Raw genomic sequence first — 24,978 nt, 5'->3', positions numbered from 1 at the left:
GCACCACCTCCTCAAGCAGCACCCCTCACGGCGCGGCCAGAGTGCGGTTGCAACGAAAGATCGTCAAGCCCCGGAAAACTAACTACCGGCGGACCTTTGCGAACGGAAGATTTTGGAGAAAAGCGGTGGCTCAGGCCGCAACGCTGGGACGAGTACGCATCAGCAAGAAGAGCAGAAGAAGGCAGACTGATGTCACCGGCCAGACGACGGCGTTCAGCATATCCCAGCCATAGACCGAGAGAACCTTGCCAGAGGCAAAGGACGAGAGCGCGACGGTGGTAAAGAGGATGATGTCGTGGAAGGCCTGCACCTTGTCGGCCTCTTGTGGGCGATAACTGCCGGCAACAATGGCGGTCGAGCCGATGAAACCGAAATTCCAGCCCAGACCGAGAAGCACCAGAGCGCCCCAGAAGTTCCAGAGTTCCAGACCCATGTGGGCGACGGCCGCGCAGGCCATGAGCAGCAGCAGCCCGCAGGCGACGATGCGCTCGGCGCCGAAGCGTGTGATCAGCCACCCCGTAAAGAAGCTGGGCGCAAACATTGCGAGCACGTGCCACTGGATGCCGAGCGTGGCAAGCTCGGTGGAAAAGCCGCAGCCGACGACCATGGCGACCGGTGCACCGGTCATCATGAATGTCATCAGCGCGTAGCTGGATATGCCGCAGACCATGCCGGTGATGAAGCGTTGGTTGCGAACGATCTCACTGAGCGAGCGGGCGGCCTGGCCATGATGCTCGCTAGCCACGGTCCCCTGCTCCGGCAGACGCAATGGCGCGAAGAAGAATGCGGCCAGCAGGCAGACCGGCAGCAAGGCGATGAAGGCCCCGACAAAGGCAACGGGCGCGAAGAGATCACCGGCGAAAATGACGATCTGTGGGCCGAGAATCGCGGAAACGATGCCGCCGCCCAGGATCCACGATATCGCCTTCGGTTTGTAGAAGGACGGCGCAGCATCGGCGGCCGCGAAGCGCAGCTTTTGTGTAAACCCGTTGGAGGAGCCGAGAATGGCAAGACCGAAGGCAAAGAGCCAGAAGCTCTCGCGGAACAGCGCAACCGCGGCGATTGCGGCGCCTACCGACGCAATCCCGGTGCCGACCATGAAGGCGAAGCGTCGGCCGATGAGGCGCGAGAGCGTTGCCACGAGAATGACACCGAGCGCCATGCCGACGTTGTAGGCAGTCAGAGGTGCTGTCGCCAGCGACTTGTCGTCTGCCAGCAATTGATAGCCGGCAACGCCGCCGACGGCAAAACAGATCGGGCCGACGACGCCAAGGATCGCCTGCGCCGCCGTTAGAAGGAAAACGTTGCGGCGCGCTTCGCGAAGGGCAGAGCCCATATCATCGACGGCAGCCGCAACCATGGCCGCGCTACTTCTTGGGTTCGCCGCGAACCTGCCGGGCAATTCGGTCAAGAACGGCGTTCACCAGCTTCGGCTCGTCGTCTCCGAAGAAAGCCTTGGCAATTTCGACATATTCGGTGACGATCACCGCAACAGGCACGTCCTTGCGCTCCAGCATCTCGAATGTCCCGGCGCGCAAGATGGCACGAACGGTGGAATCGAGCCGCGACAGCGCCCAGTCGTCCTGCAATGCCGAGCCGATCAGCGGGTCGAGCTTGCGCTGATCGCGCACGACGCCTGCAACGATCGAGCGGAACCAGGACGCATCAGCCTTCAGATAGGTATCGCCGTCCAGTTCCTGGCCGAGGCGGTGCATTTCGTATTCAGCGACGACTTCGAGCACGCCGGTGCCGCCGATATCCATCTGGTAGAGCGCCTGCACGGCCGCGAGACGCGCCGCGCCGCGTTGGTTAGCCTGTTTCAACGGCTGATCCGAGGGGGTGTTCGTCACTGTTCCGTGCCCAATTTGTTCTTCAGTTCAATCATCGTCAACGCAGCGCGCGCTGCAAAGCCGCCCTTGTCGCCTTCCGACCGGCGCGCCCGCGCCCAGGCCTGATCATCATTTTCGACCGTCAGGATGCCGTTGCCGATGGCAAGGCTTTCGCTGACGGCGAGGTCCATGATCGCACGCGAGGATTCGTTCGCGACGATATCGAAATGATAGGTCTCGCCGCGAATGACCATGCCGAGCGCGACGAAGCCGTCGTAGCCCGTGCCGCCGTCGTCCGCGCCATCGAGCGCCATGGCGATTGCCGGCGGGATTTCGAGTGCGCCGGGAACTGTCACGATATCATAGGTCGCGCCGGCTGCATCCAGCGCATGTTTGGCGCCATCGAGCAACGCGTCGGCCATATCGTCATAGAAGCGTGCTTCCACAATCAGGATGTGGGCAGCCTTGGTCTTCGCCATGGGTCACCTGTCTTGAGATTTCTGCGCCGGTGCGACCGGCTGAGGCGGCGGTCAAACCATGACCGGCGTCGAATGGCAAGCAAATTCCGCTCTCGGCGCCCTTTTGCCGCGTCGCACGCCGGTAGCGCCCTGCCCGCTCCAGATGGGGCGGTACGCTTGTGTCACGCTTGAGGGGGTAGCCAGGCGTTGCCGACAATGACAATAATCAAACCTTACACAACGCCTGGCCGGAGAGAAAGCCGGCCCGGACAATGGAAGTCGAGCGAAGGTTGTCCCTAATGCATGATGTCGATCCGTCGATATCTATTCGTCTGCCCAGTATGCCTCAGGCCGTCGTCTTCGACATGGACGGCCTGCTCTTCGATACCGAGGCACTCTATCGCGACGCGATGCTTACGACTGCGCAGGCGCTCGGGCAGATCATGCCGCTGTCGCTTTATCTCGCGACCATAGGGCTTTCCGGCGAAGCGACGCGACAATCACTCAGCAGACATTTCGGAGCAGACTTCGATCTCGACGGGTTTTGGCGGCAGGCGTCCGCCACCTTCCATACCCTGACAACGACCGAACTGCGGTTGAAGCCGGGTGTGGTCGAACTCATCGACCTATTGGAAGACCTCGGCATTCCCTTTGCGATCGCCACATCGTCAGAGCATCACGATGTCGAGCGAAACCTCGGCCTTCATGGATTGTTCGACCGCTTCCCTGTCGTCGTCGCTCACGGCGACTACCAACTGGGCAAGCCGCATCCCGAACCTTTCCTGACGGCTGCTCGGCGGCTCGATGTCCCGCCCGAGCTTTGCCTTGCGCTTGAGGACAGCCATAACGGCGTGCGCTCGGCATCATCGGCCGGCATGATGACGATCATGGTGCCGGATCTGCTGGCGGCAACGGAAGAGATCCGCAGCCTTTGCGTCAATGTCGCCGCCCACCTCGGCCAGGTTCACCACGCGCTCCTCAACCATTCGCGAGGCGCCCATGCCCCTGCCTGAAGACAGAATTGCCACGCGCCTTTCTTCACGTTTCGAATGCAAATTTTCCCGTAAGAACGAATGGCCGCCGCCGGACACCTGACCGATTGTCGGCAGACCAAAAATCAAGCGCGACACGGAGGAGCCACTAAGGTCGCCCCGTGCGACGCCGATAGCGCCAGGGAGGAATACATGGCGGACACCAACAAACCCATCATCAACCCGAGGGATCTTGCCCTCGACCATTGGTCGGAAGGCACGTTTTTCGAGTCACGCGACGCGTCTTTCGGCGGCCGGCTGGGGCTGAAAGACCTAGGCATCGGCTATGGCGAAGTGCCACCGGGCAAATCCGGTTGCCCGTTCCACAACCATCATGTGGAAGAGGAACTGTTCGTCATCCTCGAAGGCGAAGGCACCTATCGGTTCGGCGCCGAGCGCTACGCTGTCGGGCCTGGGGACATCCTGGGCGCACCTGCCGGCGGCCCCGAGACGGCACACCACCTGATCAACACCGGAACCGTGCCGCTCAAATATCTCTCCATCTCGACGATGGCCGCAACCGAGATCTGCGAATACCCGGATTCCGGAAAGTTTCACGCCAGGACGCGCACGGCCGGCGGCGAACGCCGGTTCCAGTTCACCGGCAGGCCTGAAAGTGCCGTCGACTACTGGGACGGCGAGCCCGGCATCTGATCCCCTTTCCAAACCAATAGCAGTGGATAAAACATGCACAGTGTTCCTATCATCGAGACCGAACGCCTGGTCCTGCGTCCCTATCGACGTGACGACTTCACGGCCTATGCCGCCCTGTTTGCCGACAGTGAGGTAACGCGTTTCGTCGGCGGCGTTCCCTACACGCGAGAGCAGTCCTGGACGCGGTTCCTGCGCCAGGTCGGCATGTGGCACTATTTCGGCTTCGGCTTCTTCGCCATCCAGGATCGAGCGACCGGCACCTTTCTCGGAGAAGCGGGTTTTCATGACGTTCATCGGCTGATCACGCCATCGCTCGAAGGAACCATGGAAACCGGATGGGCGCTTTCGCCCAAGGCACATGGCCAGGGGCTTGCAACCGAGGCTGTTACCGCCGCGCTCGAATGGGCCGACCGACAGTTTCCGAAGTTGCGGAAGACCTGCATCATCGATGTCGGCAACAATGCTTCGATCCGCGTCGCAGAAAAGCATGGCTTTAAGGAATTCTGGCGCACGTCCTATCACGGAACCCATGTGATCATGTTTGAACGGCAACGACCGCTTGCTGGTGCCACGGCCCATTTGGGGCAAATGCCTGCGAATTTGGCAACGTAAACAATCCTGAATTGCCAAACGCCTAGATCGCAAGTAAGGTTGCTGGGCCTCGGGTGGAGGCGAATTATAACCTTAGGCAACACCACCTGATCAGTCGACGTCCAACAAATTTCGCTGCGGGTAAGTCACCCGTAATACAGCCCGCTGGCGACTGCCATGCGCATCCCCAGCAGGCCCGCCAGAAACCCGCACTGGGTAATATGTTCGGGTATCAGGTTACCGGTTACTGCGCCGCAAACAACCAGGGAGCATGACCATGAATCGCATTGCCAAGCTATCAATCATTGCTGCTTTCTCTTCCCTCGCCTTCGCAGCTATCCCCCACGCTCAAGACGCCAAAATGGAATGGCCGGCTGAAATCGAGAAGACGGTGCAAGAGTTCAAGGGAGACAACTTCACCATCGTCGATGTCGGTACGCTGAGCGAACAAGATCAGACACGCATGTGGATCGAGCATGCGACGCCAGAACAGCGCGCCGCCTTGCAAGCGGCGGTCAACAGCAACGCTGGATTAGCCGCCGCGCTGAAGGCCAAGAACGTCGAAATGGGCAATATAGCGGGCGCTGTGCAGAGTGCCAACGGAAGCCTCACCCTATACGTGCGTTGAACCGCGCGCGGTCAACCTAAAAAGGTGCACCATCTCCACATTCGAGGTGGTGCACCTTGTCGGGTCTCGGCGGCTGCGATCGCCTATTCAGCCTTCGGCGCGGGAAACTCCGCAAGGCGGGCGGCGTAGCGCGCCATCGTATCGACTTCGAAATTGACGAAATCGCCAGCCTGGCGTTCGCCCCAGGTCGTCACCTCAAGCGAATGCCGGATCAGCAGCACGTCGAACTCGGCGCCATCGACCTTGTTGACTGTAAGCGACGTGCCGTCCAGTGCGACGGACCCCTTGGGCGCAACGAACTTGGCCAGATGCGCTGGTGCACGCAACCGGAACCGGACAGCATCACCTTCAGATTCGATCGAGAGAATCTCGGCCTTGTCGTCGATATGACCGGAAACGAGATGGCCGCCGAGTTCATCGCCGATCTTCAGTGACCGCTCGAGATTGATGCGTGTGCCCTTCTTCCAGCCGGCTATGGTCGTCAGCCGCAACGCCTCCTCCCATGCCTCGACCTCGAACCAGCGCTCGTTGCTGCCACCATCAGGCAAAGCCGTGACCGTCAGGCAAACGCCGGAATGGGCGATGGACGCCCCCATGTCGATGGTCTTCGGATCGTAATTGGTGGCGACGCGCAGCTTCACGCCTTCCTTCAGCGGCGTAACGGCGTCAACGGTACCGATATCAGTGACAATGCCTGTGAACATCAGTTCTCTCTTTCGTATTCTTCGAAAAGGTCGTCGCCGTATCGTGCGGAATTGACGAGCGTGAAGCCGGCAGGAACGGACTTCCGATCAAATGGGGACGCGATACCGTTTTCGCCAATCTGTTGCGGACCGGTATAGATCTGGATGCGATCGACGAGGCCACTCTCCAGGAAAGCACGAGCGGCAACGGCACCACCCTCGACGAGCAGCGAGGAAATGCCGCGAGAACCGAGCGCTGTCAGCAGATCGGCGACCGATCCGGTTTCCAGCACCTCGACACCGGCGGCCTCCAACGCCGCGCGGCGGCCAGCCCGGTCGCCAGCCGGCTCCAGTTCCGGTTGCCCCGACGGCTCGCCGGAGACGACAATCAGCGGGACATCGCGTGCTGAGCGCACGAGCTTCGATCCGGGAGAAAGGTCCAAGCGTCGATCGAGAACGATGCGGACGGGCGAGCGGTCTTCAAGTCCGGGAAGACGCACGGTCAATTCCGGATCGTCGGCGGTCGCCGTACCGATGCCCACCAGGATCGCGTCGCTTTGCGCCCTGAGGATCTGAACCTGCGCCCTGGAAATCGGACCGGTAATACGGACCTGTCCAGCCCCTTTGCGGCCGATCATGCCGTCGGCAGAAATGGCAAGCTTGAGAGTCACATGCGGACGTTTGCTGACCTGCCGCATGAGATAGGCTTCGAGCGCGCGATGCCCCTCCTCCGGCAGTAGGCCGATATCGACCGTGATTCCAGCATCGCGCAAACGCACGACGCCGCGGCCGGCAACGCGTTCATCGGGGTCGAGGATCGAGATGACGACACGGGCAACGCCGGCGGCGACAAGCGCATCGGCGCAGGGCGGCGTCTTGCCGTGATGCGAGCACGGTTCGAGGGTGACATAGGCGGTCGCGCGCCGCGCCCGTTCTCTGGCTTCGGCAAGCGCCTGGGCTTCCGCATGCGGACGACCGCTGCTGGCGGTTACCGCCCGTCCGACGACAATGCCATCCTTCACGATCAGGCAGGCGACCGATGGGTTTGTGGATGTCTGTCCGAGATGATGGCGTGCCAGCCGCAGCGCCGCCGCCATAAACCTCTCGTCCTCACGGGTGGGATTGGCCATGGCGATCCGGGCGCTTTCCTATTCGCCGGGGTCGCGCGCAATCTTGGCGCTGATCTCGGCGATGACCTTCTCGAAATCTTCGGCGTGGGAGAAATCCCGATAGACCGATGCGTAGCGGACGAAAGCGACATCGTCGAGGCTCTTCAGCGCTTCCAGCACCTGCAGGCCGATCTCTTCCGAAGGGATCTCGGTCTCGCCGGAGCTTTCGAGCCGTCGCACGATGCCGGAAACTGCCCGCTCGATGCGGTCGCGATCTACAGGGCGCTTTCTCAGTGCGATCTCGAAAGACCGCAGTAGTTTGTCCCGGTCGAAAGGCACCTTCCGACCGGTCTTCTTGATGATCATCAGCTCACGCAGCTGCACCCGTTCGAAGGTCGTGAAGCGACCACCGCAATCCGGGCAGATACGGCGACGACGAATGGCGTTGCCGTCCTCTGCCGGACGGCTGTCCTTCACCTGGCTGTCTTCGGAACCGCAATAGGGGCAGCGCATGATGAGCCGATCACATGTAGCCGTACATCGGGAAGCGTTCGGTGAGCTTCATCACCTTCTCGCGCACACCCGCTTCGACGGCAGCATTGCCTTCGTCGGAGTTGGCGACCTTGAGGCCGTCGAGCACTTCGACGATCAGTTCACCGATTTCCTTGAATTCGGCTTCCTTGAAGCCACGCGTCGTGCCGGCCGGAGTGCCGAGACGGACACCCGACGTGACGAACGGCTTTTCGGGATCGAACGGGATGCCGTTCTTGTTGCAGGTGACATAGGCGCGGCCAAGGGCTGCCTCGGCGCGCTTGCCGGTCGCGTTCTTCTTGCGCAGGTCAACCAACATCAGGTGGTTGTCGGTGCCGCCGGAAACGATGTCGAGGCCGTTCGCCTTGAGCGTCTCTGCAAGCGTGCGGGCGTTGTTGACGACCTGGGCCGCATAGTCCTTGAAGGACGGCTGCAGCGCTTCGCCGAAGGCAACGGCCTTGGCGGCGATGACGTGCATCAGCGGGCCACCCTGGAGACCCGGGAAGACCGCCGAGTTGATCTTCTTGGCGATATCCTCGTCATTGGTCAGGATCATGCCACCGCGCGGGCCGCGCAGCGACTTGTGTGTGGTCGTCGTTGCAACGTGGCAATGCGCAACCGGCGACGGATGCTGGTCACCGGCAACGAGGCCGGCAATGTGCGCCATGTCGACCATCAGATAGGCGCCGATTTCGTCGGCGATCTCGCGGAAACGCTTCCAGTCCCAGATGCGGGAATAGGCGGTGCCGCCGGCGATGATCAGCTTCGGCTTATGCTGGCGCGCTTTCTCGGCGACGGCGTCCATGTCAAGCAGGTGATCGCTCTCGCGAACGCCGTAGGAAACCACGTTGAACCACTTGCCGGACATGTTGACCGGCGAGCCGTGCGTCAGGTGACCGCCCGAATTGAGGTCGAGACCCATGAAGGTGTCGCCTGGCTGCAGGAGTGCCAGGAACACGGCCTGATTCATCTGCGAGCCGGAGTTCGGCTGCACGTTGACGAACTTGGCACCGAAGAGCTTCTTGGCACGCTCGATCGCCAATTCCTCGGCGATATCAACGAACTGGCAGCCGCCGTAATAGCGCTTGCCCGGATAGCCCTCGGCATATTTGTTGGTCATGATCGAGCCCTGGGCCTCGAGCACGGCGCGCGAAACGATGTTCTCGGAGGCGATCAGTTCGATCTCGTGGCGCTGGCGACCCAGCTCCTTTTCGATCGCACCGAAGATTTCCGGATCGCTGTCGGCGAGAGAGCGGGTGAAGAAGGCATCATTGTTCTGTGCAAGCATCGGGCGAGGCTCCTCTCAAAGGTGGCAGTTCTTTAGCTTCCTCGCACGGCGAGAGCAATATCCGCTGTGCGGTTTGCGTCATTTCCCCCATCTGCCGCGCCTAAACATCGCAGCCATGGACCAACGAAAAAGCCGCACTGCCAAGGCAAGCGCGGCTTTTTCAAATTATTGTCCCGACTTTGCTTATTGCGGCAGAGCGTCCTGCTCGACCGAGCCGGAGGACTGCTCGACGCCATAGGGCGTCTGCAGTGCAAGTTCTGTCGCGCCATCGCGCTGATAGATGTCGTCGCGGAACTGGACGACGCCATCTGTCGCCGACCAGGCGGTGATGTAGGTGAAAAAGACCGGAACTTCTTCGGCCAGCGTGATCGGAGTGTTGACGCCGGTCTTGATCGTGGCTTCCATCTGCTGGCGCGACCAGCCGGGTGTTTCCTTCAACAGCCAGCTCGAAAGGTCGCGAACGTTCTGGACGCGAACGCAGCCGGACGATTCGAAACGCATCAGCTTGTTGAACAGGCCCTGCTGCGGCGTATCGTGCATGTAGACCTGATGCTCGTTGTGGAAGTTGATCTTCGTCGACGACATCGCGTTGATCTTGCCCGGATCCTGACGGAACATCAGGTTCGGCGCCTTCTCGGCATTCCAGTCGACCGTTTCTGGCGACACTTCGCCACCGCTGCCATCGAACAGGCGGATGGCATTGCGCTTCAGGTAGGTCGGATCCTTGCGCATCAGCGGCATGATATCCTTCTGGATGATCGAGCGCGGCGCGGTCCAATAGGGGTTGAGAATGACCTCGTAGATCTTGGAATTGAGGATCGGCGACTGGCGGTCGATCTTGCCGACGATGGCGGTGTGGCGCAGCGCGACGCGGCCGTTCTCCACAGCTTCGATGTAGGCAGCCGGGATGTTGACCATCACGTAGCGGCGGCCGAGGTCACCGGACATCGACTGCAGGCGCACGAGATTGGTCTGCAACTGGCCGAGACGGGTGGTCGCCGGAACGTTGATGGCCTTCAGCGTGTATTCGCCAATGACGCCGTCCGCCGGGAGGCCGTGGCGGGCCTGGAAGCGCTTTACGGCGCCGTCGACGTAGGAATCGAACTGCGACGAAATGCCGGCCGAACGCGGCAGGTCGCCGGAAACCATCAGGCGCTGGCGCAGTTGCTGCACCGAAGGATCGGTAACGCCGATCTCGAGCTTGAGGCTGGTTGCCACCATCGGCCAACCGCCTGACGAAACGATGTTCTGATAGTCGAAGATCGCCTGCTGGACATGGCTGATCGTCTCCGGGCCGAAGACCGGCGTATTGGACACGACCGTGGTCGCCGTGCGCGATGCCTTGGCGTCGTACTGGTCGTCCCAGGAGCCGCGGCGTGGCGAATTGATGATCTCGTTCAGGGCGTCCTGTGCGCCCGCGGCTCCCGCGCAAGCGACGGCACCGAAGGTTGCGGCCGAGCGCAGAAATGCACGGCGCGAGAATGCATCAATTCCATTCTTTTTCGACATATTCCTACCATCCCAATGCGTTGGCACGCGCCCTATGCGCAGGCACGCATGTTGCCGGAGCCCTAACACGATCGTGGTTAACAAAGGTCAACCAACGAGCCACCCTGCCCTCGCATTTCACGATACCGCGAGCGAGGTCCCTCATCCGGCAGGCGTACGCGAAACGAAACCACATCGATGAAAACACGTGGGCGCACCTACCGCATGCTCTCGTCGCTGTCACACCAATATGGCCAATTCGTGTCTCGGGCGGCGGCCGAAGGCATGTGGCACGCCTCTTGCTTGGGCCCACTGCGGCCTTTCGGCAACATCGCCGGGACCGAAAAACGGCAAAGGCCGGACACGCAAGGATTGCGTCCGGCCATTGAACTGGAGGTAAGCGACGCCGATTACAGGCGGTACATGATCGAGTCGTTCCAGAAGCGATCGAGGCGCTGCAGCAGCTTGTTCATCTGGGTGAACTCATCTGAACCGATGCCGCCAACCTTCTGGATCGAGCCGATGTGACGCTCGTAGAGCTTGGCGACGGTTTCGGCGATTTCCTGACCGTCTTCCGTCAGGCTGATGCGGACCGAACGACGGTCGACCCGTGAGCGCTGGTGGTTGATGAGACCGAGGTCGACGAGCTTCTTGACGTTGTAGGAGACGTTCGAGCCGAGGTAGTAGCCGCGGGAGCGAAGCTCGCCGGCGGTCAGCTCGGAGTTGCCGATGTTGAACAGCAACAGAGCCTGGACGGCGTTGACATCGTCGCGACCCTGACGGTCGAACTCGTCCTTGATAACGTCGAGCAGACGGCGGTGCAGACGCTCGACGAGGTGGAGGGATTCCATGTAGAGACCGCGGATGGTTTCTTCCTGAGGGTCTCGGGGCGCAGCGACCTGCGGCTTCATCTTCGTGTTCATTTGACTGCCTCACTGTTTTGTTTGGCGGTGTCTGTTTGTCTTCCCGCCTTGAGTGAGACCCTATCGAATACGTCTAAAATTCTACTTAAACCGCAGCCTTAACATGAGCTTACCATTCGGCGAGTCTGTCTCAGGGTGAATCAACTCTTACCTGTCTCGCCTGCCGGTAGCGTTGATAGAACAGCGCGGCCCTGAAAAGGATGAAGGTAACGGCGACGGCCCCGTGCAGCGCAATCAGCAACGGACGGGCGCCGAAACTGACGGGATAGAACTCGTACATCGCGATTTCGATCGCTGCCGCTACCACCCAGACCACCGGTCCCCAGGAGACCAGCAGCCACAGCCCGAGGGCAGCCACGGGGTAGACCACGGCAAGCGCGGTAGCCGCTGCCCGCCACTCCGGCGTCAATAGATCGAAACGGCCGGCACCGCCATGGGAGAAGCCGATCAGCATGGCCCAATAGTTCAGCGCGAACCAGAAGCACGAGGCCGACACCAGCCGCAGGAACAGACCGAAAAGGATCTCGGTCAGCGATGGTTTCGGCACATGGGCAGAATCATGAAGCATGGGCGGCAAGATAGGGCGGGTCGACGCCATCCGCCAGCACGAAGGAAGCCCCTCCCCCCCTTTGTCGATTGGCGACGGGGAAGAAATGCCGCAGGCCGGTCGTGCGCGGCGCGGTTTCCAAGCGTGGCCCCCACATGATAAAGCGCATGCCACCTCACAGTTTCCAAGGAAAGGCGCGGCGCGATGAACGACAGGACGAATCTTGTGGACAGGATTACCGGACACCGCCGCATGCGCCGCAACCGCAAGGCCGATTGGACGCGCCGGCTGGTGCAGGAAAACCGCCTGACGGTCGACGACCTGATCTGGCCGATCTTCATCGTGCCGGGCAGCAACATCGTGCAGCCGATCGATGCCATGCCTGGCGTCAACCGCATGAGCATCGACACGGCGGTGGAAGCGGTGAAAGAAGCCGCCGATCTCGGCATCCCGGCAATCGCCACCTTTCCCAATATAGATCTGTCGCTGCGCGACGAGACCGGCTCCAACAGCCTTGCCGCCGACAATCTCATCAACCAGGCGACGCGCGCCTTCAAGAAGGCCGTGCCCGAGATCGGCGTCATAACCGACGTGGCGCTCGACCCGTTCACCAGCCACGGCCACGACGGCATCCTGCGCGATGGCGAAATCGTCAACGACGAGACGGTGGAGACGATCGCCAGGGCCGCTGTCGGCCAGGCCGACGCCGGCGCCGATATCATCGCGCCTTCCGACATGATGGACGGTCGCATCGGTGCGATCCGCCAGGCGCTCGACGCGGCGGGCCACCAGAATGTCGGCATCATGGCCTATGCGACGAAATTCGCTTCCGGCTTCTACGGTCCCTATCGCGAGGCGATCGGCACCGGCGGTCTGCTCAAGGGCGACAAGAAGACCTATTATATCGACCCGGCCAACGGCACCGAGGCGATCCGCGACGCCGCACTCGACGTCGAGGAAGGCGCCGACATGCTGATGGTCAAGCCCGGCCTGCCCTACCTCGACATCTGCTGGCGCATGAAGGAGGCCTTCGGCCTTCCGGTTTTCGCCTACCAGGTGTCGGGCGAATACTCTCAAGTCAAGGCGGCGGCCGCCAATGGCTGGATCGACGGCGAGAAGGTGATGCTCGAAACGCTGCTCGCCTTCAAGCGCGCCGGCTGCGACGGCATCCTCAGCTACTTCGCCATCGAGGTCGCAAGGATCCTGGCCAAGGGGCGGTAACGCCCTCACCTTTGCAAACTGCAGGCGGCGCGTGGCGGGCAATCCTTGTTTTGCACGCAATGCCAACCCATATCGAGCTTACAACTATGCGGGGCCTATAGAGATGACGATGCACAACGAAGAACTGCGGCTGCCGAGCAATGACTGGCGCGCCTATCAGGGTGTGCTGTCGCGGCGGGTGTTCGCCTTCATTCTCGACTATGTCATCATCGCGCTCTTGTGGATCCCGGCCGCCGTCGTTGTGTTCTTCCTCGGCATCCTGACGCTCGGCCTCGGCTTCCTGCTCTATCCCGTGCTTTTTGCGCTGGTAGCGATGCTCTATTTCGGCGTGACCGTGGGCGGCCGCGAGCAGGCATCGCCCGGCATGCGGATGATGGGACTGGCGATTGCGCGCACTGACGGACGACCAATGGACTTCCTGACGGCGATCGTGCATCTCGTCATCTTCTGGATCGCCAACGCGCTGTTGACGCCGCTGATTCTGCTGATCGGACTGTTTACAGATCGCAGCCGCCTGCTGCACGATCTGCTGATTGGCACCGTAACGGTCCGTCGCGACACCTACTGAACCCTGCCGAAGCAATCGACGACGAACAATCCGCGCGCAAGGGGCGACCGCCCCAAACGTGTGAGTTGACGTTTTCCATTCTTCCGCCATGCTACTGTCATGAACAACCGCGCGAAGAGTGACCGCCGCACTCGATGAACACACAGACCACACCGTCTCCGCAATTCTATCTCACTGCACCGGCAGCCTGCCCTTATCTGCCGAATGAGATGGAGCGAAAGGTGTTTACCCACATGGTGGGCGAGCGCGCACCGGAGCTCAACGACCTCCTGACCCAGGGCGGCTTCCGCCGCTCGCAGAACATCGCCTATCGGCCCGCCTGCGAAACCTGTCGCGCCTGCATTTCCGTTCGAATTCTCGCCAACGAATTTTCGCCGAGCCGGTCGATGCGCCGCGTGCTCGCGACCAACAGCGACGTGATCTCATCGGAATATCCGGCCGAGCCGTCGAGCGAACAGTACAACCTCTTCCGCCGCTATCTCGACCGACGACACCAGAAGGGTGGCATGTCCGACATGTCGGTTCTCGACTATGCGATGATGGTCGAAGACACCCATGTGCACACCAAGATCATCGAGTATCGCTTAAGGACCGAAGGCGACGGCATCAGCGAGAGAGCGCGCGGACCGCTGATCGCGACAGCGCTGACCGACCGCATGGGTGACGGGCTTTCGATGGTCTATTCCTTCTTCGACCCTGCGCATGAGGAGCGCTCGCTCGGCACCTTCATGATTCTCGATCATATCCGGCGCGCCAAGGAGCGCGGCCTCCCGCATGTCTATCTCGGCTATTGGGTCAAGGGGTCGCGCAAGATGGGATACAAGACGAAATTTTTGCCGCAGGAGCATCTTATGCCGCGCGGCTGGGAGCGCTACGATGGTCCTGACGCTCCTTCAGAAATGCCCTCGACGGAAACGGATTGAAAATTGAACCCTTCCACTGATGCCGCGCTGCACCGGCGCGGACTTGCGATCACCGGCCTTGGCGGCCTTGCTCTCTCCTTCGACATTCCGCTCATCCGATCCGCCGGCGGCGAGGTCTGGTCGCTGCTCGCGGTGCGCAGCCTTTCGACTTTCTTCATCGGCCTCCTGGCATGGTTCGTGCTCAATCGGCTGCTTCGCCGCAAGATCTCACTCATTCCGGGCAAGACCGGGCTGGTCGTCGGTCTGTTTTACGGCATCAACTCGTGCACGTTCCTGCTGGCCGTCTTCAACACGTCAACGGCAAACGTCGTCTTCATTCTTGCCTTCACGTCGATGTTCGCGGCACTGCTTTCCTGGATCTTCCTGAAGGAACGCCCTTCCAACGCAACGCTCGTGACGATGGCAGCCATGGTGATCGGCGTGGGGCTGATCGTGCAGGACGGGCTTGAAAGTGGCCATATCTTCGGCGACGCGATGGCGGCAAGTTCCGCCTTCCTGCTCGCCAGCGCCATCACCATCAGCCGGGCAAGCGGCCGCGACATGGCTTTGGTGCCGCTGGTGACCGCCATCTTTCCGGCCGCAGTCGCGCTTCTGCTCTTGCCTGCCGGCGGCTTCGCGATCGCGGCTCCGCAATACATCCTGTTCAACGGCCTGGTGATGATCCCGCTTGCCTTCTTCTGTCTGGCAACAGGGCCGCGGTTCCTGTCGGCACCGGAAGTGGGTATGTTCTATCTGCTCGAAACCATCCTGGCACCGATCTGGGTCTGGCTTGTCTTCGCCGAAAGCCCGACGACGCAGACGCTTGCCGGCGGCGCCGTCCTTATCCTTGCGCTTATCGGCCACTCTCTCTGGCAGATGCGCAGCCGCCCCGTCCGCGCGGCTCTGCCCTGCCCCGAATAGGTAGCGGCCGTCCGCAAGGCGGCGAAATAACGATTGTCAGCGAAGGTTCGTCAGGCTGACGTTCTACCGCCCTCCAAAGAGTACGCCACTTGGCTGTGCATCGACCAAAGCGCACGGTTCATGTCGATCCAGGCGGCAGCGACATCAAGAGGTGCGGGATTGCCGCACACGGCCTCGCCATCACGGGCAGGTAGACGCGAAACCAGGCTGGCTTCCTCAAGGATGCGCAGGTGCTGCTCGAGTGCATCCGGCGTCACGGCGACGGCGGCGGCCACCTCGACAACCCGCGTTTCTCCGCCGAGCAATATCTCGAATATCCGCCGGCGAACCGGATTCGCGAGTGCGAGCAGAATGTCGTCAAGGGCAGCAGAATTTGGCATGGTCTTCATCCTGTTGGACGATTATTGATCCACGACCGCACGTTGCTTTCAAGCGCCGAAAACGGGGCATTCTACTAAATTTCAGATTGCTTTAGAAGCAGATGGGTATCGGCCTGCGCAGCCAAGCCGCGCAGGCAGCGATGGATCAGCCGCTGAACTTGCCGCTGCGCGGGAAGCCCTTGGGCACGACGCGACCGGCAGAGGCGCGATCGGCCAGCCACTCAATCAGTTCGTCCTTGCCCTTGGTGAAGACGCGGCCGGCGCTGTCTTCCCAGACGAGGCCGTCTGCGATTGCAAAGCAGCGGATATCGGAGATGCCGCCATCCTTGTAGCGCTGCAGCCGGACGCCCTTGCCCCGCGCCATTTCCGGAATCTGCGCCAGCGGGAAAACGAGCATCTTGCGGTTTTCGCCGACAACGGCGACATGGTCGCCCTTGACGGAAACAACCAACTTCGCCTCATCGTTGTTGGCGACATTCATCACCTGCTTGCCCTTGCGGGTATTGGCGACGATATCGCTTTCCGTCACGACAAAGCCGTTACCGGCAACAGAGGCCACGATGAGCTTTCTCGCCGGGTCGTGCACGAATGCCGTCAGCACGTCCTGGTCATTTTCCATATCGACGATGATGCGCAAGGGTTCGCCATGACCGCGACCGCCGGGCAGCTTGTCGCCGCCGAGCGTATAAACCTTGCCGCCCGTGGTGAAGACGAGGATCTTGTCGGTCGTCTGCGCTGGGAACGCCACCTTGAGCGCATCCCCCTCCTTGAATTGCAACGTCGAGGTATCGGAGATGTGGCCCTTCAGCGCCCTGATCCAGCCCTTTTCAGAGATGACGACGGTGATCGGTTCCTTCTCGATCATCGCCTGCTGGATGGCTTCGATGTCGGCGTCCGGCGCATCCGCAAAGGTGCTGCGCCGCTTGCCGATCTCGGTCGCCTTGGCAAACTTTTTCTTCACCTCGCCGATTTCCCAGGCGACAGTCTGCCACTGCTTCTCCTCGGAAGCGAGCAGCGCCTCGATCTCGGCCTTTTCGTTCGACAACGCGTCGAACTCCGTGCGAATCTCGAATTCTTCCAGCTTGCGCAAAGAGCGCAGCCGCATGTTGAGGATCGACTCGGCCTGGAGGTCGGTGAGCGAAAACCGCTCCATCATCACGGCCTTCGGCTCATCCTCCTCGCGGATGATGCGAATAACCTCGTCGATATTGAGATAGGCGACGAGATAACCGCCAAGAATCTCGAGGCGCCGCTCGATCGCAGCCAGGCGGTGGCGCGAACGACGCTGCAGGACGTCGCGGCGGTGAGCAAGCCACTCCGTCAACACTTCGTTGAGCGCCATGACGCGCGGCACGCGTCCCATCGACAGCACGTTCATGTTGATCGGGATGCGGCTTTCAAGCTCTGTCAGCTTGAAGAGCGATTCCATCAGGATGCCGGCATCGACGGAACGGCTCTTCGGCACCAGCACAATGCGGATATCTTCCGCCGATTCGTCCCGGATATCCTCCAGCAGCGGCAGTTTGCGCGCAACGAGCAGTTCGGCGATCTTCTCGATCAGCCGCGACTTCTGGACCTGATAGGGGATCTCGGTGATGACGATCTGGTAGCCGCCGCGACCGAGCTCTTCCGAAACCCAGCGCGCCCGCACGCGAAAGCCACCGCGACCGGTGCGATAGGACTCCGCCATGCTCGCACGGCTTTCGACGATGATGCCGCCGGTCGGGAAATCCGGCCCTTCGATCCCGCCCCGCTGCGGATTGGCAGGATCGTAGAGCAGATCCTCGACGGTCGCCTCGGGATGGCGGATCAGATGCAGCGCTGCGTCGCACAGTTCATGGGCGTTGTGCGGCGGGATCGATGTCGCCATGCCGACGGCAATGCCGGTCGCACCATTGGCAAGCAGGTTCGGGAAGGCGCCGGGAAGCACCGCCGGCTCCTGGTCTTCCTCGTTGTAGGTGGGACGAAAATCCACCGCGTCCTGATCGATGCCCTCAAGCAGAAGCGAGGCGACGTCGGTCATCTTCGCTTCGGTGTAACGCATGGCAGCGGCGTTATCGCCGTCGATATTGCCGAAGTTGCCCTGCCCGTCCACCAGCGGATACCGGATCGCGAATTCCTGGGACAGGCGCACCAGTGCGTCGTAGATCGAGGCGTCGCCATGGGGGTGGAACTTACCCATGACGTCGCCGACGATGCGGGCGCATTTCTTGAACGAGGTGTTCGGCCTGAGCCCCATCTCGCTCATGGCATGAACGATGCGTCGATGCACCGGCTTCAAGCCGTCGCGGACATCAGGAAGCGCGCGATGCATGATGGTCGACAAGGCATAGGCGAGGTAACGCTCTTCCAGCGCCGCCTTCAGGTCAACCGGCTGAATATGATCATCCCCGCCAGACGGGGGAGTAAGGCTTTGTCCCATATGTTCTTGCTAGCGCAACAAACCCGGAACATCAAGGATTTCAGGGGATCGCGCTGTGGAGAACCACAAGTCGCCGCCGGCGCGCTATTGAACGGCGCAGACCGGGCGCTGCAATGTTCATGCAACGCTTAGACGGTTATGCCATGGATGAGCGATCGCCACCAGTAACGCCCTGGAAAGCATCCGGGCGCGGAAGCTGTGTGATTTCATCAAGCGAATATAATTTCGCCCTGTTTCGTATTAGGTTCGGCTGCTGTTGATTTGGATGATTTGCGAGGGGGACATTGCGGGACGCGAACTGAGGGGAGATGGAGCCATAGGCACGGCATATTTCGTCGGCCGACACGGCTGTCCACCTCAGTTGACGCAGCTTGCCGATATGAACCAGATTAGCGACACCGCTTCTTCAACACAGCTAAACAATCAAATATTTTCACGAAGGAACTCCACAATGATGCATACGCGCAAGATCCGCCTGATGATGGCCAGCGCCGCACTCCTGACCCTGACCGGCCCGGCCTTCGCGCTTGATGGTGCGGACATGATGAAGAAGCTCGATGCGGCGACGAACTCGAACGGCACCACGCTCACCTTCGACAAGGCCGAAGTCAGCGGCGACACCGTCACGGCCTCGGGCGTCCAGGTCAAACTCGCGGGCCAGCCCGGCGACGCGCTGAAGATCGGCGACATCACTTTTGAAGGCGTCGAAGAAACCGAAGGCGGCGGCTACTATGCCGAGACCGTCTCCTTCCCCGACGTCAATGTCACGCAGGACGCGGGCAGCTTCGCCGTCAAGGATATTCTCGTTTCGGGTCTGTCGATCCCCGCCAACCCGGCCGGCGGCACGATCAACGATATCCTGCTCTACGAGAGCGCCAGCACCGGCCCGATCACGGTCAGCGCCAAAGGCAAGGAAGTTTTCTCGCTCGAAAGCAGCGAAGCAAACCTCGCCCGCCAGGAAAACGATGCCGGCTTTGACTTCGACGCAACGGCTGCCGGCCTCAAGGCCGACCTTTCCGAAGTCGAAGACCCCAAGACCAAGGACGCCATCGAGAAGCTCGGCCTGACCAAGCTTGATGGCGCCGTGACCATGAAGGGCAGCTGGGAAATCGAAAGCGGCAACGTCGCGCTGGAAGAATATGCCTTCGACTTCAAGAATGTCGGGCGGCTGAACCTCGCCGTCGACATCTCGGGCTACACGCTTGCCTTCATGAAGTCGCTCCAGGAAGCCATGAAGACCGCAGAAGCCAACCCGAACAAGGAAGAGGCCAATCAGGCCATGGGCCTTGCTATGATGGGGCTGATGCAGCAGTTGACCTTCAACAGCGCCGAGGTCCGCTTCGACGACGCCTCCATCACCAAGAAGGCGCTCGACTATGCGGGTTCGCAGCAGGGCGTTACCGGCGATCAGCTGGCCCAATCGCTGAAGGGCCTCGTTCCATTGATGATGGCGCAGCTCAACGTGCCGGAACTGCAGAATCAGGTATCGTCCGCGGTCAACACCTATCTCGACGGCCCGAAGAGCCTGACGATCAGCGCCGCACCGGAAAAGCCGGTGCCGTTCCCCATGATCATGGGTGCGGCAATGGGCGCGCCGAACACCATCCCTTCGGTGCTGGGCGTCAAGGTGACGGCGAACGATTGATCGCTAAAGTCATAGTCTGACAATCGCCGCCGGCGACTTCGCAAGACACTGTTGTCATCGAAGTCGCCGGCGTTTTAGCATCGGCGCCCGGTGCCGGCGCTGCCGGTTAAACGGACGATCAAGCCGGCCGGCGCGTACTGGAATAGCTGTTGCCCCGCGCTTTTCGGTTGAAAACCCGCATTTCCGTGCGCCGTTTTATTTCGCCTGCCTTGCTTCCCCATGTCCGCGCAGCCACTATTACTGGCGCGCCTCTCGCGGGCGACTGCATCTTTTTTCAGCATGACTTGCAAGCGTAAGACCTGAATGGCGCTTTGCCTGACACCTCTTTCTGCGCGACTTTTTCGACCGCATACCGATACCGACAGCCAAACAAATCCACGCTGACGACTTCGATCCAAGGAAGAACAGCTAAGAATACAAGCGGCGGATTTCCTGTTTGGAGAGCCGTTTTCTTGCGAACAACCAGCTGAACTGAACGCCGAACGCAGAAGTAATCATCTCTCTTTTTTCGACAGATCGGACGTCAATGGCTGGGTGGTTCCATCAACCGGTAAAGTTCAGGGAAGAGCTGTCGGAAGAAAAATTTGAGCCTGCGCGCGCCGAATATTATGCAGGCCCACCAGGCAAGCCCCTCAGACTTCTGCTTCAGGCGAGAACAGATTTCCTATCCATCTGGCGAAACAACGACTTTACCGAGAAGGTTTCCCAGATCCGGCTGATCGGCCGGCAGGTCATTCTGGTCAACTCGCCCGACCTCATCCGTCAGGTCGTCGTCAAGCGTCATGAGAACTTCGAGCGCAAGAGCCCGCAGATGCGCCGGGCGCTCGAGTTCCTTTTGGGCGACGGCCTCTTCATCTCGGACGGCGAAACCTGGAAACAGCGGCGTCCCCTGGTCGCCGACATCGTGCATGCCAAAAGAGTGCCGGCCTTCGGTCCGGTGATGGAGCGCACGACCACCGAATTGGTCGAGCGCTGGAACGGGATGCCGGACGGCACGCAAGTCAACGCCCTGCACGAAATGGCTGGACTGACCGCCGAAATCATTGCCCGCAGCGTTTTTGGAAACCAGCTCGGCGACGACAGTGCTGCGGCGGTCACCGACAGCTTCACGAGCTACCAATCGCTGGTCGATTCGATCAACCTCGGCTACTTCCTCGGTTTCGACGACGGGCTACCGATCTTGCGAACGCCGACGCTTCGCCGCTCGGTCAAGCGTATCCATCAGATCATCGACAAGGTGGTCGAGGATCACCTGGAAGGTCGCGGCGATCACAATTCGATGGTTGAGCTGCTGATCCGTCGACAACAACGAAACCCGGAGTTGAAACTCGACCTGGTTGCCCTGCGCAACGAAGCGGCGACCATCTTCATGGCGGGCCATGAAACGACAGCCGCCACGCTGACCTGGGCCTGGTATCTGCTGTCTCGCGCCAAATGGGTGGAAAAGGCGCTCCATGAAGAGATTGGCCGTGTCTGCGGCGATCGCGTTCCGACGATCGACGACGTACCGCAACTCGAATGGTGCAAGGCCATCATTGAAGAGACCCTTCGCCTCTATCCGCCCGTCCCCATTCTCGCGCGCCAAACGCGCCAAGCCGAAATGATCGGCGATATCGCCGCTGAACGCGGATCGCTCGTTCTGATCGTCCCGTGGCTTCTCCACCGAACGGAAAGCCTGTTTGAGGACCCGCACCATTTCCGCCCGGACCGCTTCATGGGCGGACGTCGCCCGACGCCCTATAGTTACATTCCGTTTGCAAGCGGACCACGCGTGTGCCCGGGCTTGCATTTCGGCCTGACCGAAGCAATCCTGTGCCTGGCGATCATTGCACAGCAGTTCCGGGTGACCGTCGTCGACGGCCACAAGGTCGAGCCCATCTGCCGCCTGACGCTGCGGCCAAAGGGCGGGCTTCCGGTGACCCTTCATCGACGGCAGAAAGCATCCCATGACCACTGAAGAGCCGAGCCAGGCCGAAAGAATCGCCAAGCGAAAGGCGTGGACATTCGCCAGCGAAGGGCGGCCCTCCTTTGTGGATGCCCTTTCCGGCCGCGAAGGCTTCCGCGCCTTCTGGCGCTATTGGGTGACGGACAATCTCTGGAACCTCGCGCACCTCTCCGGGCATTTCGGGATGAAACTCCTGCCGATGGACGCCTGCTCCAACCTTGGTGCAGCCCTTGGTCTGTTTGCCGTGCCGCGTTTCCACAAGGTGGCATCACGGCGTGCGCAAGAAACGATCCGCGCACTGCGACCCGATCTCAACGAGGCCGAGCAGGCGGCGCTCTTTCGCGAGAACTGCCGGGCACAGGGTCGGCTGATGACCGAATTCTCCGTCGTGAACCGGTTGCAAAACAACCGTGACCGCCTGACATTGCACGGCCTCGACATTATCGGCGAAGCGGCCAAGGCCGGCCCGGTCATCATCGTCGGTATGCATCTTGGCAACTGGGAAGTTGGTCCGACTGTACTGCAGAGCATCAATGTCCACCCCCATGCCTTCTACCTCCCGCCCAAGGGCCGCGCCAAAGCCTGGATCGCCGAGCGCGTCCGCAGCAAGGCGGGCTTGCGGTTCCTGCCGCCGGGCGCCGAGGGCATTCGGCCGGCGATCAAGATCCTGAAGAATGGCGGCGTCGTCAGCACGTTCTGCGACGAAGGTTTTGGCGGCTTCATTCGCGGACCATTCTTCGACCGCAAGCCGCATCTCGAAGGAAACTTTGCCATTGCCATTCGTCTGGCACGCATGACCGGCGCCACCATTTGCCCGTGGTACAATCTGCGCACCGAGGGTTTCCGCTTCGAATGCCGCGCGCTGGCGCCTATCCGGCTCCCGCCCGAAGAGCGCCCCGGGGCACGCCAGCTTGACGATATCCTGATGCTGAACAACGCCATCGAGCCGGTTATCCGGGCAAATCTCGACCAGTGGTACTTTCTCGACAATTCGCTCCGACCGGAGTGACCCGAACCGGGCCATGGCAAGTATAGCGACTTCCGCCGGGCTTTTTCGCGCGCGTGCGTTCCATGTTATGATCGTATCTGCTTGATGCCCGCGAGCAGTCGCCTATCTACATCTGTCTGAAGACAAGACTCCATCCCGCATTCCTGACCGATCACACGGAAGGAGAACGCCATGGGACTGAAACACGCGGATATCACCGCCATTCTTGGCCCGGTCGACGAAACGCTGATGGCAGAGCTGCTGGCTACCGGGGCCAGTGCGGCCGAACTCGCCGAAGCGATCGCCTGGGTCAACAACGACGAAGCGCTGATCGGCGAAGGACGACATCTGCCGGCCGGGCGCGTTGCGGCTTTGATCGACATCCTGACGCCGGATGACGGCGAGGAATGAACTTTGGGGCGCTGAGGAGACGCCCGACGAGGCAGATGTAATGACCAAGACGTCAGGAGCCATCTCGTGATGGCTGGCCACGTGACTGCGAGTTTCGTGTTGAGGGAGGCCGACTATGACAGCCAAGGAAGTCAAGTTCAGTAGCGATGCCCGCGATCGCATGCTGCGCGGTGTCGATATTCTTGCCAATGCCGTGAAAGTGACGCTCGGGCCAAAGGGACGAAATGTCGTCATCGAAAAGTCCTTTGGCGCCCCGCGCATCACCAAGGACGGCGTGTCCGTCGCCAAGGAGATCGAGCTCGAAGACAAGTTCGAGAACATGGGCGCGCAAATGCTGCGCATGGTGGCGTCACGCACCAGCGATGTTGCCGGCGATGGGACAACGACGGCAACCGTGCTCGCGCAGGCGATCGTGAAAGAAGGCGTCAAGGCGATTGCCTCCGGCATGAACCCCATGGACCTCAAGCGCGGCATAGATCTCGCCGTCGACGCCATCGTCGCCGAACTTAAGGTCCGCGCCCGCAAGATCGCCAATAATGAGGAGATCGCCCAGGTCGGCACCATCTCCGCCAACGGCGATACGGAGATCGGCCGATATCTCGCCGAGGCGATGGCCAAAGTCGGCAACGAAGGCGTGATCACCGTTGAGGAAGCCAAGACCGCCGAGATCGAACTCGAAGTCGTAGAGGGCATGCAATTCGACCGGGGCTACCTTTCGCCCTACTTCATCACCGACCAGGAGAAGATGCGGGTCGAGTTCGAAGATCCCTACATCCTCATCCACGAAAAGAAGCTCTCCAACCTGCAGGCGATGATCCCGATCCTCGAATCGGTCATCCAGGCGAGCCGCCCGCTGCTCATTATCGCCGAAGACGTCGAAGGCGAGGCATTGGCGACGCTGGTCGTCAACAAGCTGCGTGGCGGGCTCAAGATCGCCGCCGTCAAGGCACCGGGTTTCGGCGACCGGCGCAAGGCGATCCTTGAGGATATCGCGGTGCTGACGGGCGGGACGGTGGTTTCCGACGACGTCGGCATCAAGCTTGAGAATGTCACGCTGGAAACGCTCGGCCGCGCCAAACGCGTGATGATCGAGAAGGAAAACACCACCATCGTCGATGGCGCCGGCACCAAGGCCGACATCGGTGGCCGCATCAGCCAGCTCAAGGCGCAGATCGAGGAGAGTACCTCCGACTACGACCGGGAGAAGCTGCAGGAACGGCTTGCTAAGCTCTCGGGCGGTGTTGCCGTGATCCGCGTCGGCGGCTCGACCGAGGTCGAAGTGAAGGAAAAGAAGGACCGTGTCGATGACGCGCTGCATGCGACGCGCGCGGCCGTCGAGGAAGGCATCTTGCCGGGCGGCGGCGTCGCCCTGCTTCGGGTCGTCAACGCGCTCGACAATATCAAGACTGCCAATGCGGAACAGCGCGTCGGCGTCGAGATCGTCAGGCGTGCAATCGAGACGCCCGTGCGCCAGATTGCCGAGAATGCCGGCGCCGAAGGCTCTATCATCGTCGGCAAGCTGCGTGAGAAAACCGATTTCGCTTACGGCTGGAATGCTCAGACCGGCGAATACGGCGATCTGTTCAAAATGGGCGTCATCGATCCGGCCAAGGTCGTGCGCGCCGCTCTGCAGGACGCAGCGTCAGTCGCCGGGCTCCTGGTCACAACCGAGGCGATGATCGCCGAAAAGCCGAAAAAGGATGGCGCCGCGCAACTGCCGGGCGGACCCGGAATGGATTTCTAGGATCAACGGGCTAGCGCCATCGGCTGCGAGTTGGCGTGGGTCAGACCGAGGAATCGGACGGCACCGAGTTC

At 61.1% G+C, this 24,978-nt stretch carries 26 protein-coding genes; 13 read left to right on the top strand and 13 right to left on the bottom strand.

From position 1 onward, the window contains the following. Positions 1 to 130 precede the first annotated feature (130 nt). From J3R84_RS04695 to ribH, 3 genes are read right to left on the bottom strand one after another with little or no spacing between them, the layout of a single operon-like run. Positions 131 to 1,336: an MFS transporter gene (locus J3R84_RS04695; protein WP_038576864.1), complete on the bottom strand. Its 1,206-nt coding sequence runs from the start codon at positions 1,334 to 1,336 to the stop codon at positions 131 to 133. A 31-nt stretch (positions 1,337 to 1,367) separates the two neighbouring features. Next, the gene (gene nusB / locus J3R84_RS04690) at positions 1,368 to 1,850 is read right to left on the bottom strand and encodes a transcription antitermination factor NusB (RefSeq protein WP_025426528.1); all 483 of its coding nucleotides are present in this window, start codon (positions 1,848 to 1,850) and stop codon (positions 1,368 to 1,370) included. After that, positions 1,847 to 2,308 carry a 6,7-dimethyl-8-ribityllumazine synthase gene (gene ribH, locus J3R84_RS04685; RefSeq protein ID WP_025426527.1) on the bottom strand — a complete coding sequence of 154 codons (462 nt, stop codon included), beginning with the start codon at positions 2,306 to 2,308 and terminating at the stop codon, positions 1,847 to 1,849. The genes nusB and ribH overlap by 4 nt, the downstream gene beginning before the upstream one ends. A gap of 278 nt (positions 2,309 to 2,586) precedes the next feature. Here ribH and J3R84_RS04680 point away from each other — a divergent pair, with 278 nt between their 5' ends. The 4 genes from J3R84_RS04680 (at position 2,587) to J3R84_RS04665 (ending at position 5,191) form a co-directional block, all read left to right on the top strand. Then, complete coding sequence (locus tag J3R84_RS04680; RefSeq protein ID WP_057211439.1) at positions 2,587 to 3,300, top strand: HAD family hydrolase; 714 nt, start codon at positions 2,587 to 2,589, stop codon at positions 3,298 to 3,300. A gap of 171 nt (positions 3,301 to 3,471) precedes the next feature. After that, entirely contained in the window at positions 3,472 to 3,972 is a 501-nt protein-coding gene (locus tag J3R84_RS04675; RefSeq protein WP_025426525.1) for a cupin domain-containing protein, read from the top strand. A gap of 33 nt (positions 3,973 to 4,005) precedes the next feature. Beyond that, entirely contained in the window at positions 4,006 to 4,584 is a 579-nt protein-coding gene (locus J3R84_RS04670; RefSeq protein ID WP_025426524.1) for a GNAT family N-acetyltransferase, read from the top strand. Positions 4,585 to 4,840: 256 nt separating this feature from the next. Then, a complete protein-coding gene (locus tag J3R84_RS04665; protein WP_025426523.1) occupies positions 4,841 to 5,191 on the top strand; it encodes a hypothetical protein in 351 nt (116 codons plus the stop codon). A gap of 83 nt (positions 5,192 to 5,274) precedes the next feature. Here J3R84_RS04665 and J3R84_RS04660 read toward each other — a convergent pair whose 3' ends face one another. The 8 genes from J3R84_RS04660 to J3R84_RS04625 all read right to left on the bottom strand — a co-directional run bounded on the left by J3R84_RS04660 (position 5,275) and on the right by J3R84_RS04625 (position 11,929). Next, entirely contained in the window at positions 5,275 to 5,895 is a 621-nt protein-coding gene (locus J3R84_RS04660; RefSeq protein WP_025426522.1) for a riboflavin synthase, read from the bottom strand. Beyond that, entirely contained in the window at positions 5,895 to 7,004 is a 1,110-nt protein-coding gene (gene ribD, locus J3R84_RS04655; protein ID WP_025426521.1) for a bifunctional diaminohydroxyphosphoribosylaminopyrimidine deaminase/5-amino-6-(5-phosphoribosylamino)uracil reductase RibD, read from the bottom strand. The genes J3R84_RS04660 and ribD overlap by 1 nt, the downstream gene beginning before the upstream one ends. A gap of 18 nt (positions 7,005 to 7,022) precedes the next feature. Beyond that, positions 7,023 to 7,496 (bottom strand): transcriptional regulator NrdR, encoded by a 474-nt coding sequence (nrdR, locus tag J3R84_RS04650; protein WP_003529310.1) that lies wholly within the window; start codon positions 7,494 to 7,496, stop codon positions 7,023 to 7,025. Positions 7,497 to 7,506: 10 nt separating this feature from the next. After that, positions 7,507 to 8,802: a serine hydroxymethyltransferase gene (gene glyA, locus J3R84_RS04645; RefSeq protein WP_057211440.1), complete on the bottom strand. Its 1,296-nt coding sequence runs from the start codon at positions 8,800 to 8,802 to the stop codon at positions 7,507 to 7,509. Positions 8,803 to 8,985: 183 nt separating this feature from the next. Further along, positions 8,986 to 10,311, bottom strand: coding sequence for a L,D-transpeptidase family protein (locus tag J3R84_RS04640; protein WP_025426519.1), 1,326 nt, complete (start codon positions 10,309 to 10,311; stop codon positions 8,986 to 8,988). A gap of 389 nt (positions 10,312 to 10,700) precedes the next feature. After that, complete coding sequence (ldtR, locus tag J3R84_RS04635) at positions 10,701 to 11,213, bottom strand: transcriptional regulator LdtR (protein ID WP_025426518.1); 513 nt, start codon at positions 11,211 to 11,213, stop codon at positions 10,701 to 10,703. 130 nt (positions 11,214 to 11,343) lie between these two features. After that, complete coding sequence (locus tag J3R84_RS04630; RefSeq protein WP_025426517.1) at positions 11,344 to 11,781, bottom strand: DUF6163 family protein; 438 nt, start codon at positions 11,779 to 11,781, stop codon at positions 11,344 to 11,346. Next, a complete protein-coding gene (locus tag J3R84_RS04625) occupies positions 11,771 to 11,929 on the bottom strand; it encodes a hypothetical protein (protein WP_156585923.1) in 159 nt (52 codons plus the stop codon). The genes J3R84_RS04630 and J3R84_RS04625 overlap by 11 nt, the downstream gene beginning before the upstream one ends. 35 nt (positions 11,930 to 11,964) lie before the next feature. On the opposite strand from J3R84_RS04625, the gene hemB reads away from it, so the two are divergent. The 4 genes from hemB (at position 11,965) to J3R84_RS04605 (ending at position 15,372) form a co-directional block, all read left to right on the top strand. Next, on the top strand, positions 11,965 to 12,981 hold the full coding sequence (gene hemB, locus J3R84_RS04620) for a porphobilinogen synthase (RefSeq protein WP_025426516.1): 1,017 nt from the start codon (positions 11,965 to 11,967) through the stop codon (positions 12,979 to 12,981). 103 nt (positions 12,982 to 13,084) lie between these two features. Then, positions 13,085 to 13,549 (top strand): RDD family protein, encoded by a 465-nt coding sequence (locus J3R84_RS04615; RefSeq protein WP_025426515.1) that lies wholly within the window; start codon positions 13,085 to 13,087, stop codon positions 13,547 to 13,549. Between the two features lie 134 nt (positions 13,550 to 13,683). After that, positions 13,684 to 14,472 carry an arginyltransferase gene (locus J3R84_RS04610; protein WP_025426514.1) on the top strand — a complete coding sequence of 263 codons (789 nt, stop codon included), beginning with the start codon at positions 13,684 to 13,686 and terminating at the stop codon, positions 14,470 to 14,472. A 3-nt stretch (positions 14,473 to 14,475) separates the two neighbouring features. Then, on the top strand, positions 14,476 to 15,372 hold the full coding sequence (locus tag J3R84_RS04605) for a DMT family transporter (protein WP_025426513.1): 897 nt from the start codon (positions 14,476 to 14,478) through the stop codon (positions 15,370 to 15,372). Positions 15,373 to 15,422: 50 nt separating this feature from the next. Here J3R84_RS04605 and J3R84_RS04600 read toward each other — a convergent pair whose 3' ends face one another. Beyond that, the gene (locus J3R84_RS04600; protein WP_371412276.1) at positions 15,423 to 15,752 is read right to left on the bottom strand and encodes a helix-turn-helix domain-containing protein; all 330 of its coding nucleotides are present in this window, start codon (positions 15,750 to 15,752) and stop codon (positions 15,423 to 15,425) included. Between the two features lie 145 nt (positions 15,753 to 15,897). Further along, on the bottom strand, positions 15,898 to 18,174 hold the full coding sequence (gene parC / locus J3R84_RS04595; protein WP_203527286.1) for a DNA topoisomerase IV subunit A: 2,277 nt from the start codon (positions 18,172 to 18,174) through the stop codon (positions 15,898 to 15,900). Positions 18,175 to 18,625: 451 nt separating this feature from the next. Here parC and J3R84_RS04590 point away from each other — a divergent pair, with 451 nt between their 5' ends. From J3R84_RS04590 to groL, 5 genes are all read left to right on the top strand, one after another. Further along, positions 18,626 to 19,819: an aq_1923 C-terminal domain gene (locus J3R84_RS04590; protein WP_057211441.1), complete on the top strand. Its 1,194-nt coding sequence runs from the start codon at positions 18,626 to 18,628 to the stop codon at positions 19,817 to 19,819. A gap of 526 nt (positions 19,820 to 20,345) precedes the next feature. Further along, positions 20,346 to 21,776, top strand: coding sequence for a cytochrome P450 (locus J3R84_RS04585; protein ID WP_025426509.1), 1,431 nt, complete (start codon positions 20,346 to 20,348; stop codon positions 21,774 to 21,776). Beyond that, complete coding sequence (locus J3R84_RS04580; RefSeq protein ID WP_025426508.1) at positions 21,766 to 22,773, top strand: lysophospholipid acyltransferase family protein; 1,008 nt, start codon at positions 21,766 to 21,768, stop codon at positions 22,771 to 22,773. The genes J3R84_RS04585 and J3R84_RS04580 overlap by 11 nt, the downstream gene beginning before the upstream one ends. Before the next feature lie 171 nt (positions 22,774 to 22,944). After that, a complete protein-coding gene (locus J3R84_RS04575; protein ID WP_025426507.1) occupies positions 22,945 to 23,163 on the top strand; it encodes a hypothetical protein in 219 nt (72 codons plus the stop codon). 115 nt (positions 23,164 to 23,278) lie between these two features. Further along, complete coding sequence (gene groL / locus J3R84_RS04570) at positions 23,279 to 24,907, top strand: chaperonin GroEL (RefSeq protein WP_057211442.1); 1,629 nt, start codon at positions 23,279 to 23,281, stop codon at positions 24,905 to 24,907. Positions 24,908 to 24,978: the final 71 nt, after the last annotated feature.

The organism is Ensifer canadensis (assembly GCF_017488845.2).
In the GTDB taxonomy this organism is placed as follows: Bacteria; Pseudomonadota; Alphaproteobacteria; order Rhizobiales; family Rhizobiaceae; genus Ensifer; species Ensifer canadensis.
This window is presented reverse-complemented; position numbering and strand designations above follow the sequence as displayed.

Bases quoted from the DNA above. Each gene is read 5' to 3' on its own strand.
- J3R84_RS04610 (WP_025426514.1), top strand. From the start codon at position 13,684: ATGAACACACAGACCACACCGTCTCCGCAATTCTATCTCACTGCACCG.
- J3R84_RS04670 (WP_025426524.1), top strand. From the start codon at position 4,006: ATGCACAGTGTTCCTATCATCGAGACCGAACGCCTGGTCCTGCGTCCC.
- J3R84_RS04665 (WP_025426523.1), top strand. From the start codon at position 4,841: ATGAATCGCATTGCCAAGCTATCAATCATTGCTGCTTTCTCTTCCCTC.
- J3R84_RS04600 (WP_371412276.1), bottom strand. From the start codon at position 15,752: ATGCCAAATTCTGCTGCCCTTGACGACATTCTGCTCGCACTCGCGAAT.
- glyA (WP_057211440.1), bottom strand. From the start codon at position 8,802: ATGCTTGCACAGAACAATGATGCCTTCTTCACCCGCTCTCTCGCCGAC.
- J3R84_RS04625 (WP_156585923.1), bottom strand. From the start codon at position 11,929: ATGCGCTTTATCATGTGGGGGCCACGCTTGGAAACCGCGCCGCGCACG.
- J3R84_RS04660 (WP_025426522.1), bottom strand. From the start codon at position 5,895: ATGTTCACAGGCATTGTCACTGATATCGGTACCGTTGACGCCGTTACG.
- J3R84_RS04695 (WP_038576864.1), bottom strand. From the start codon at position 1,336: ATGGGCTCTGCCCTTCGCGAAGCGCGCCGCAACGTTTTCCTTCTAACG.
- J3R84_RS04630 (WP_025426517.1), bottom strand. From the start codon at position 11,781: ATGCTTCATGATTCTGCCCATGTGCCGAAACCATCGCTGACCGAGATC.
- J3R84_RS04640 (WP_025426519.1), bottom strand. From the start codon at position 10,311: ATGTCGAAAAAGAATGGAATTGATGCATTCTCGCGCCGTGCATTTCTG.
- groL (WP_057211442.1), top strand. From the start codon at position 23,279: ATGACAGCCAAGGAAGTCAAGTTCAGTAGCGATGCCCGCGATCGCATG.
- parC (WP_203527286.1), bottom strand. From the start codon at position 18,174: ATGGGACAAAGCCTTACTCCCCCGTCTGGCGGGGATGATCATATTCAG.
- ldtR (WP_025426518.1), bottom strand. From the start codon at position 11,213: ATGAACACGAAGATGAAGCCGCAGGTCGCTGCGCCCCGAGACCCTCAG.
- J3R84_RS04615 (WP_025426515.1), top strand. From the start codon at position 13,085: ATGACGATGCACAACGAAGAACTGCGGCTGCCGAGCAATGACTGGCGC.
- ribH (WP_025426527.1), bottom strand. From the start codon at position 2,308: ATGGCGAAGACCAAGGCTGCCCACATCCTGATTGTGGAAGCACGCTTC.
- J3R84_RS04675 (WP_025426525.1), top strand. From the start codon at position 3,472: ATGGCGGACACCAACAAACCCATCATCAACCCGAGGGATCTTGCCCTC.
- ribD (WP_025426521.1), bottom strand. From the start codon at position 7,004: ATGGCCAATCCCACCCGTGAGGACGAGAGGTTTATGGCGGCGGCGCTG.
- J3R84_RS04585 (WP_025426509.1), top strand. From the start codon at position 20,346: ATGGCTGGGTGGTTCCATCAACCGGTAAAGTTCAGGGAAGAGCTGTCG.
- J3R84_RS04575 (WP_025426507.1), top strand. From the start codon at position 22,945: ATGGGACTGAAACACGCGGATATCACCGCCATTCTTGGCCCGGTCGAC.
- hemB (WP_025426516.1), top strand. From the start codon at position 11,965: ATGAACGACAGGACGAATCTTGTGGACAGGATTACCGGACACCGCCGC.
- nrdR (WP_003529310.1), bottom strand. From the start codon at position 7,496: ATGCGCTGCCCCTATTGCGGTTCCGAAGACAGCCAGGTGAAGGACAGC.
- J3R84_RS04590 (WP_057211441.1), top strand. From the start codon at position 18,626: ATGATGCATACGCGCAAGATCCGCCTGATGATGGCCAGCGCCGCACTC.
- J3R84_RS04680 (WP_057211439.1), top strand. From the start codon at position 2,587: ATGCATGATGTCGATCCGTCGATATCTATTCGTCTGCCCAGTATGCCT.
- J3R84_RS04580 (WP_025426508.1), top strand. From the start codon at position 21,766: ATGACCACTGAAGAGCCGAGCCAGGCCGAAAGAATCGCCAAGCGAAAG.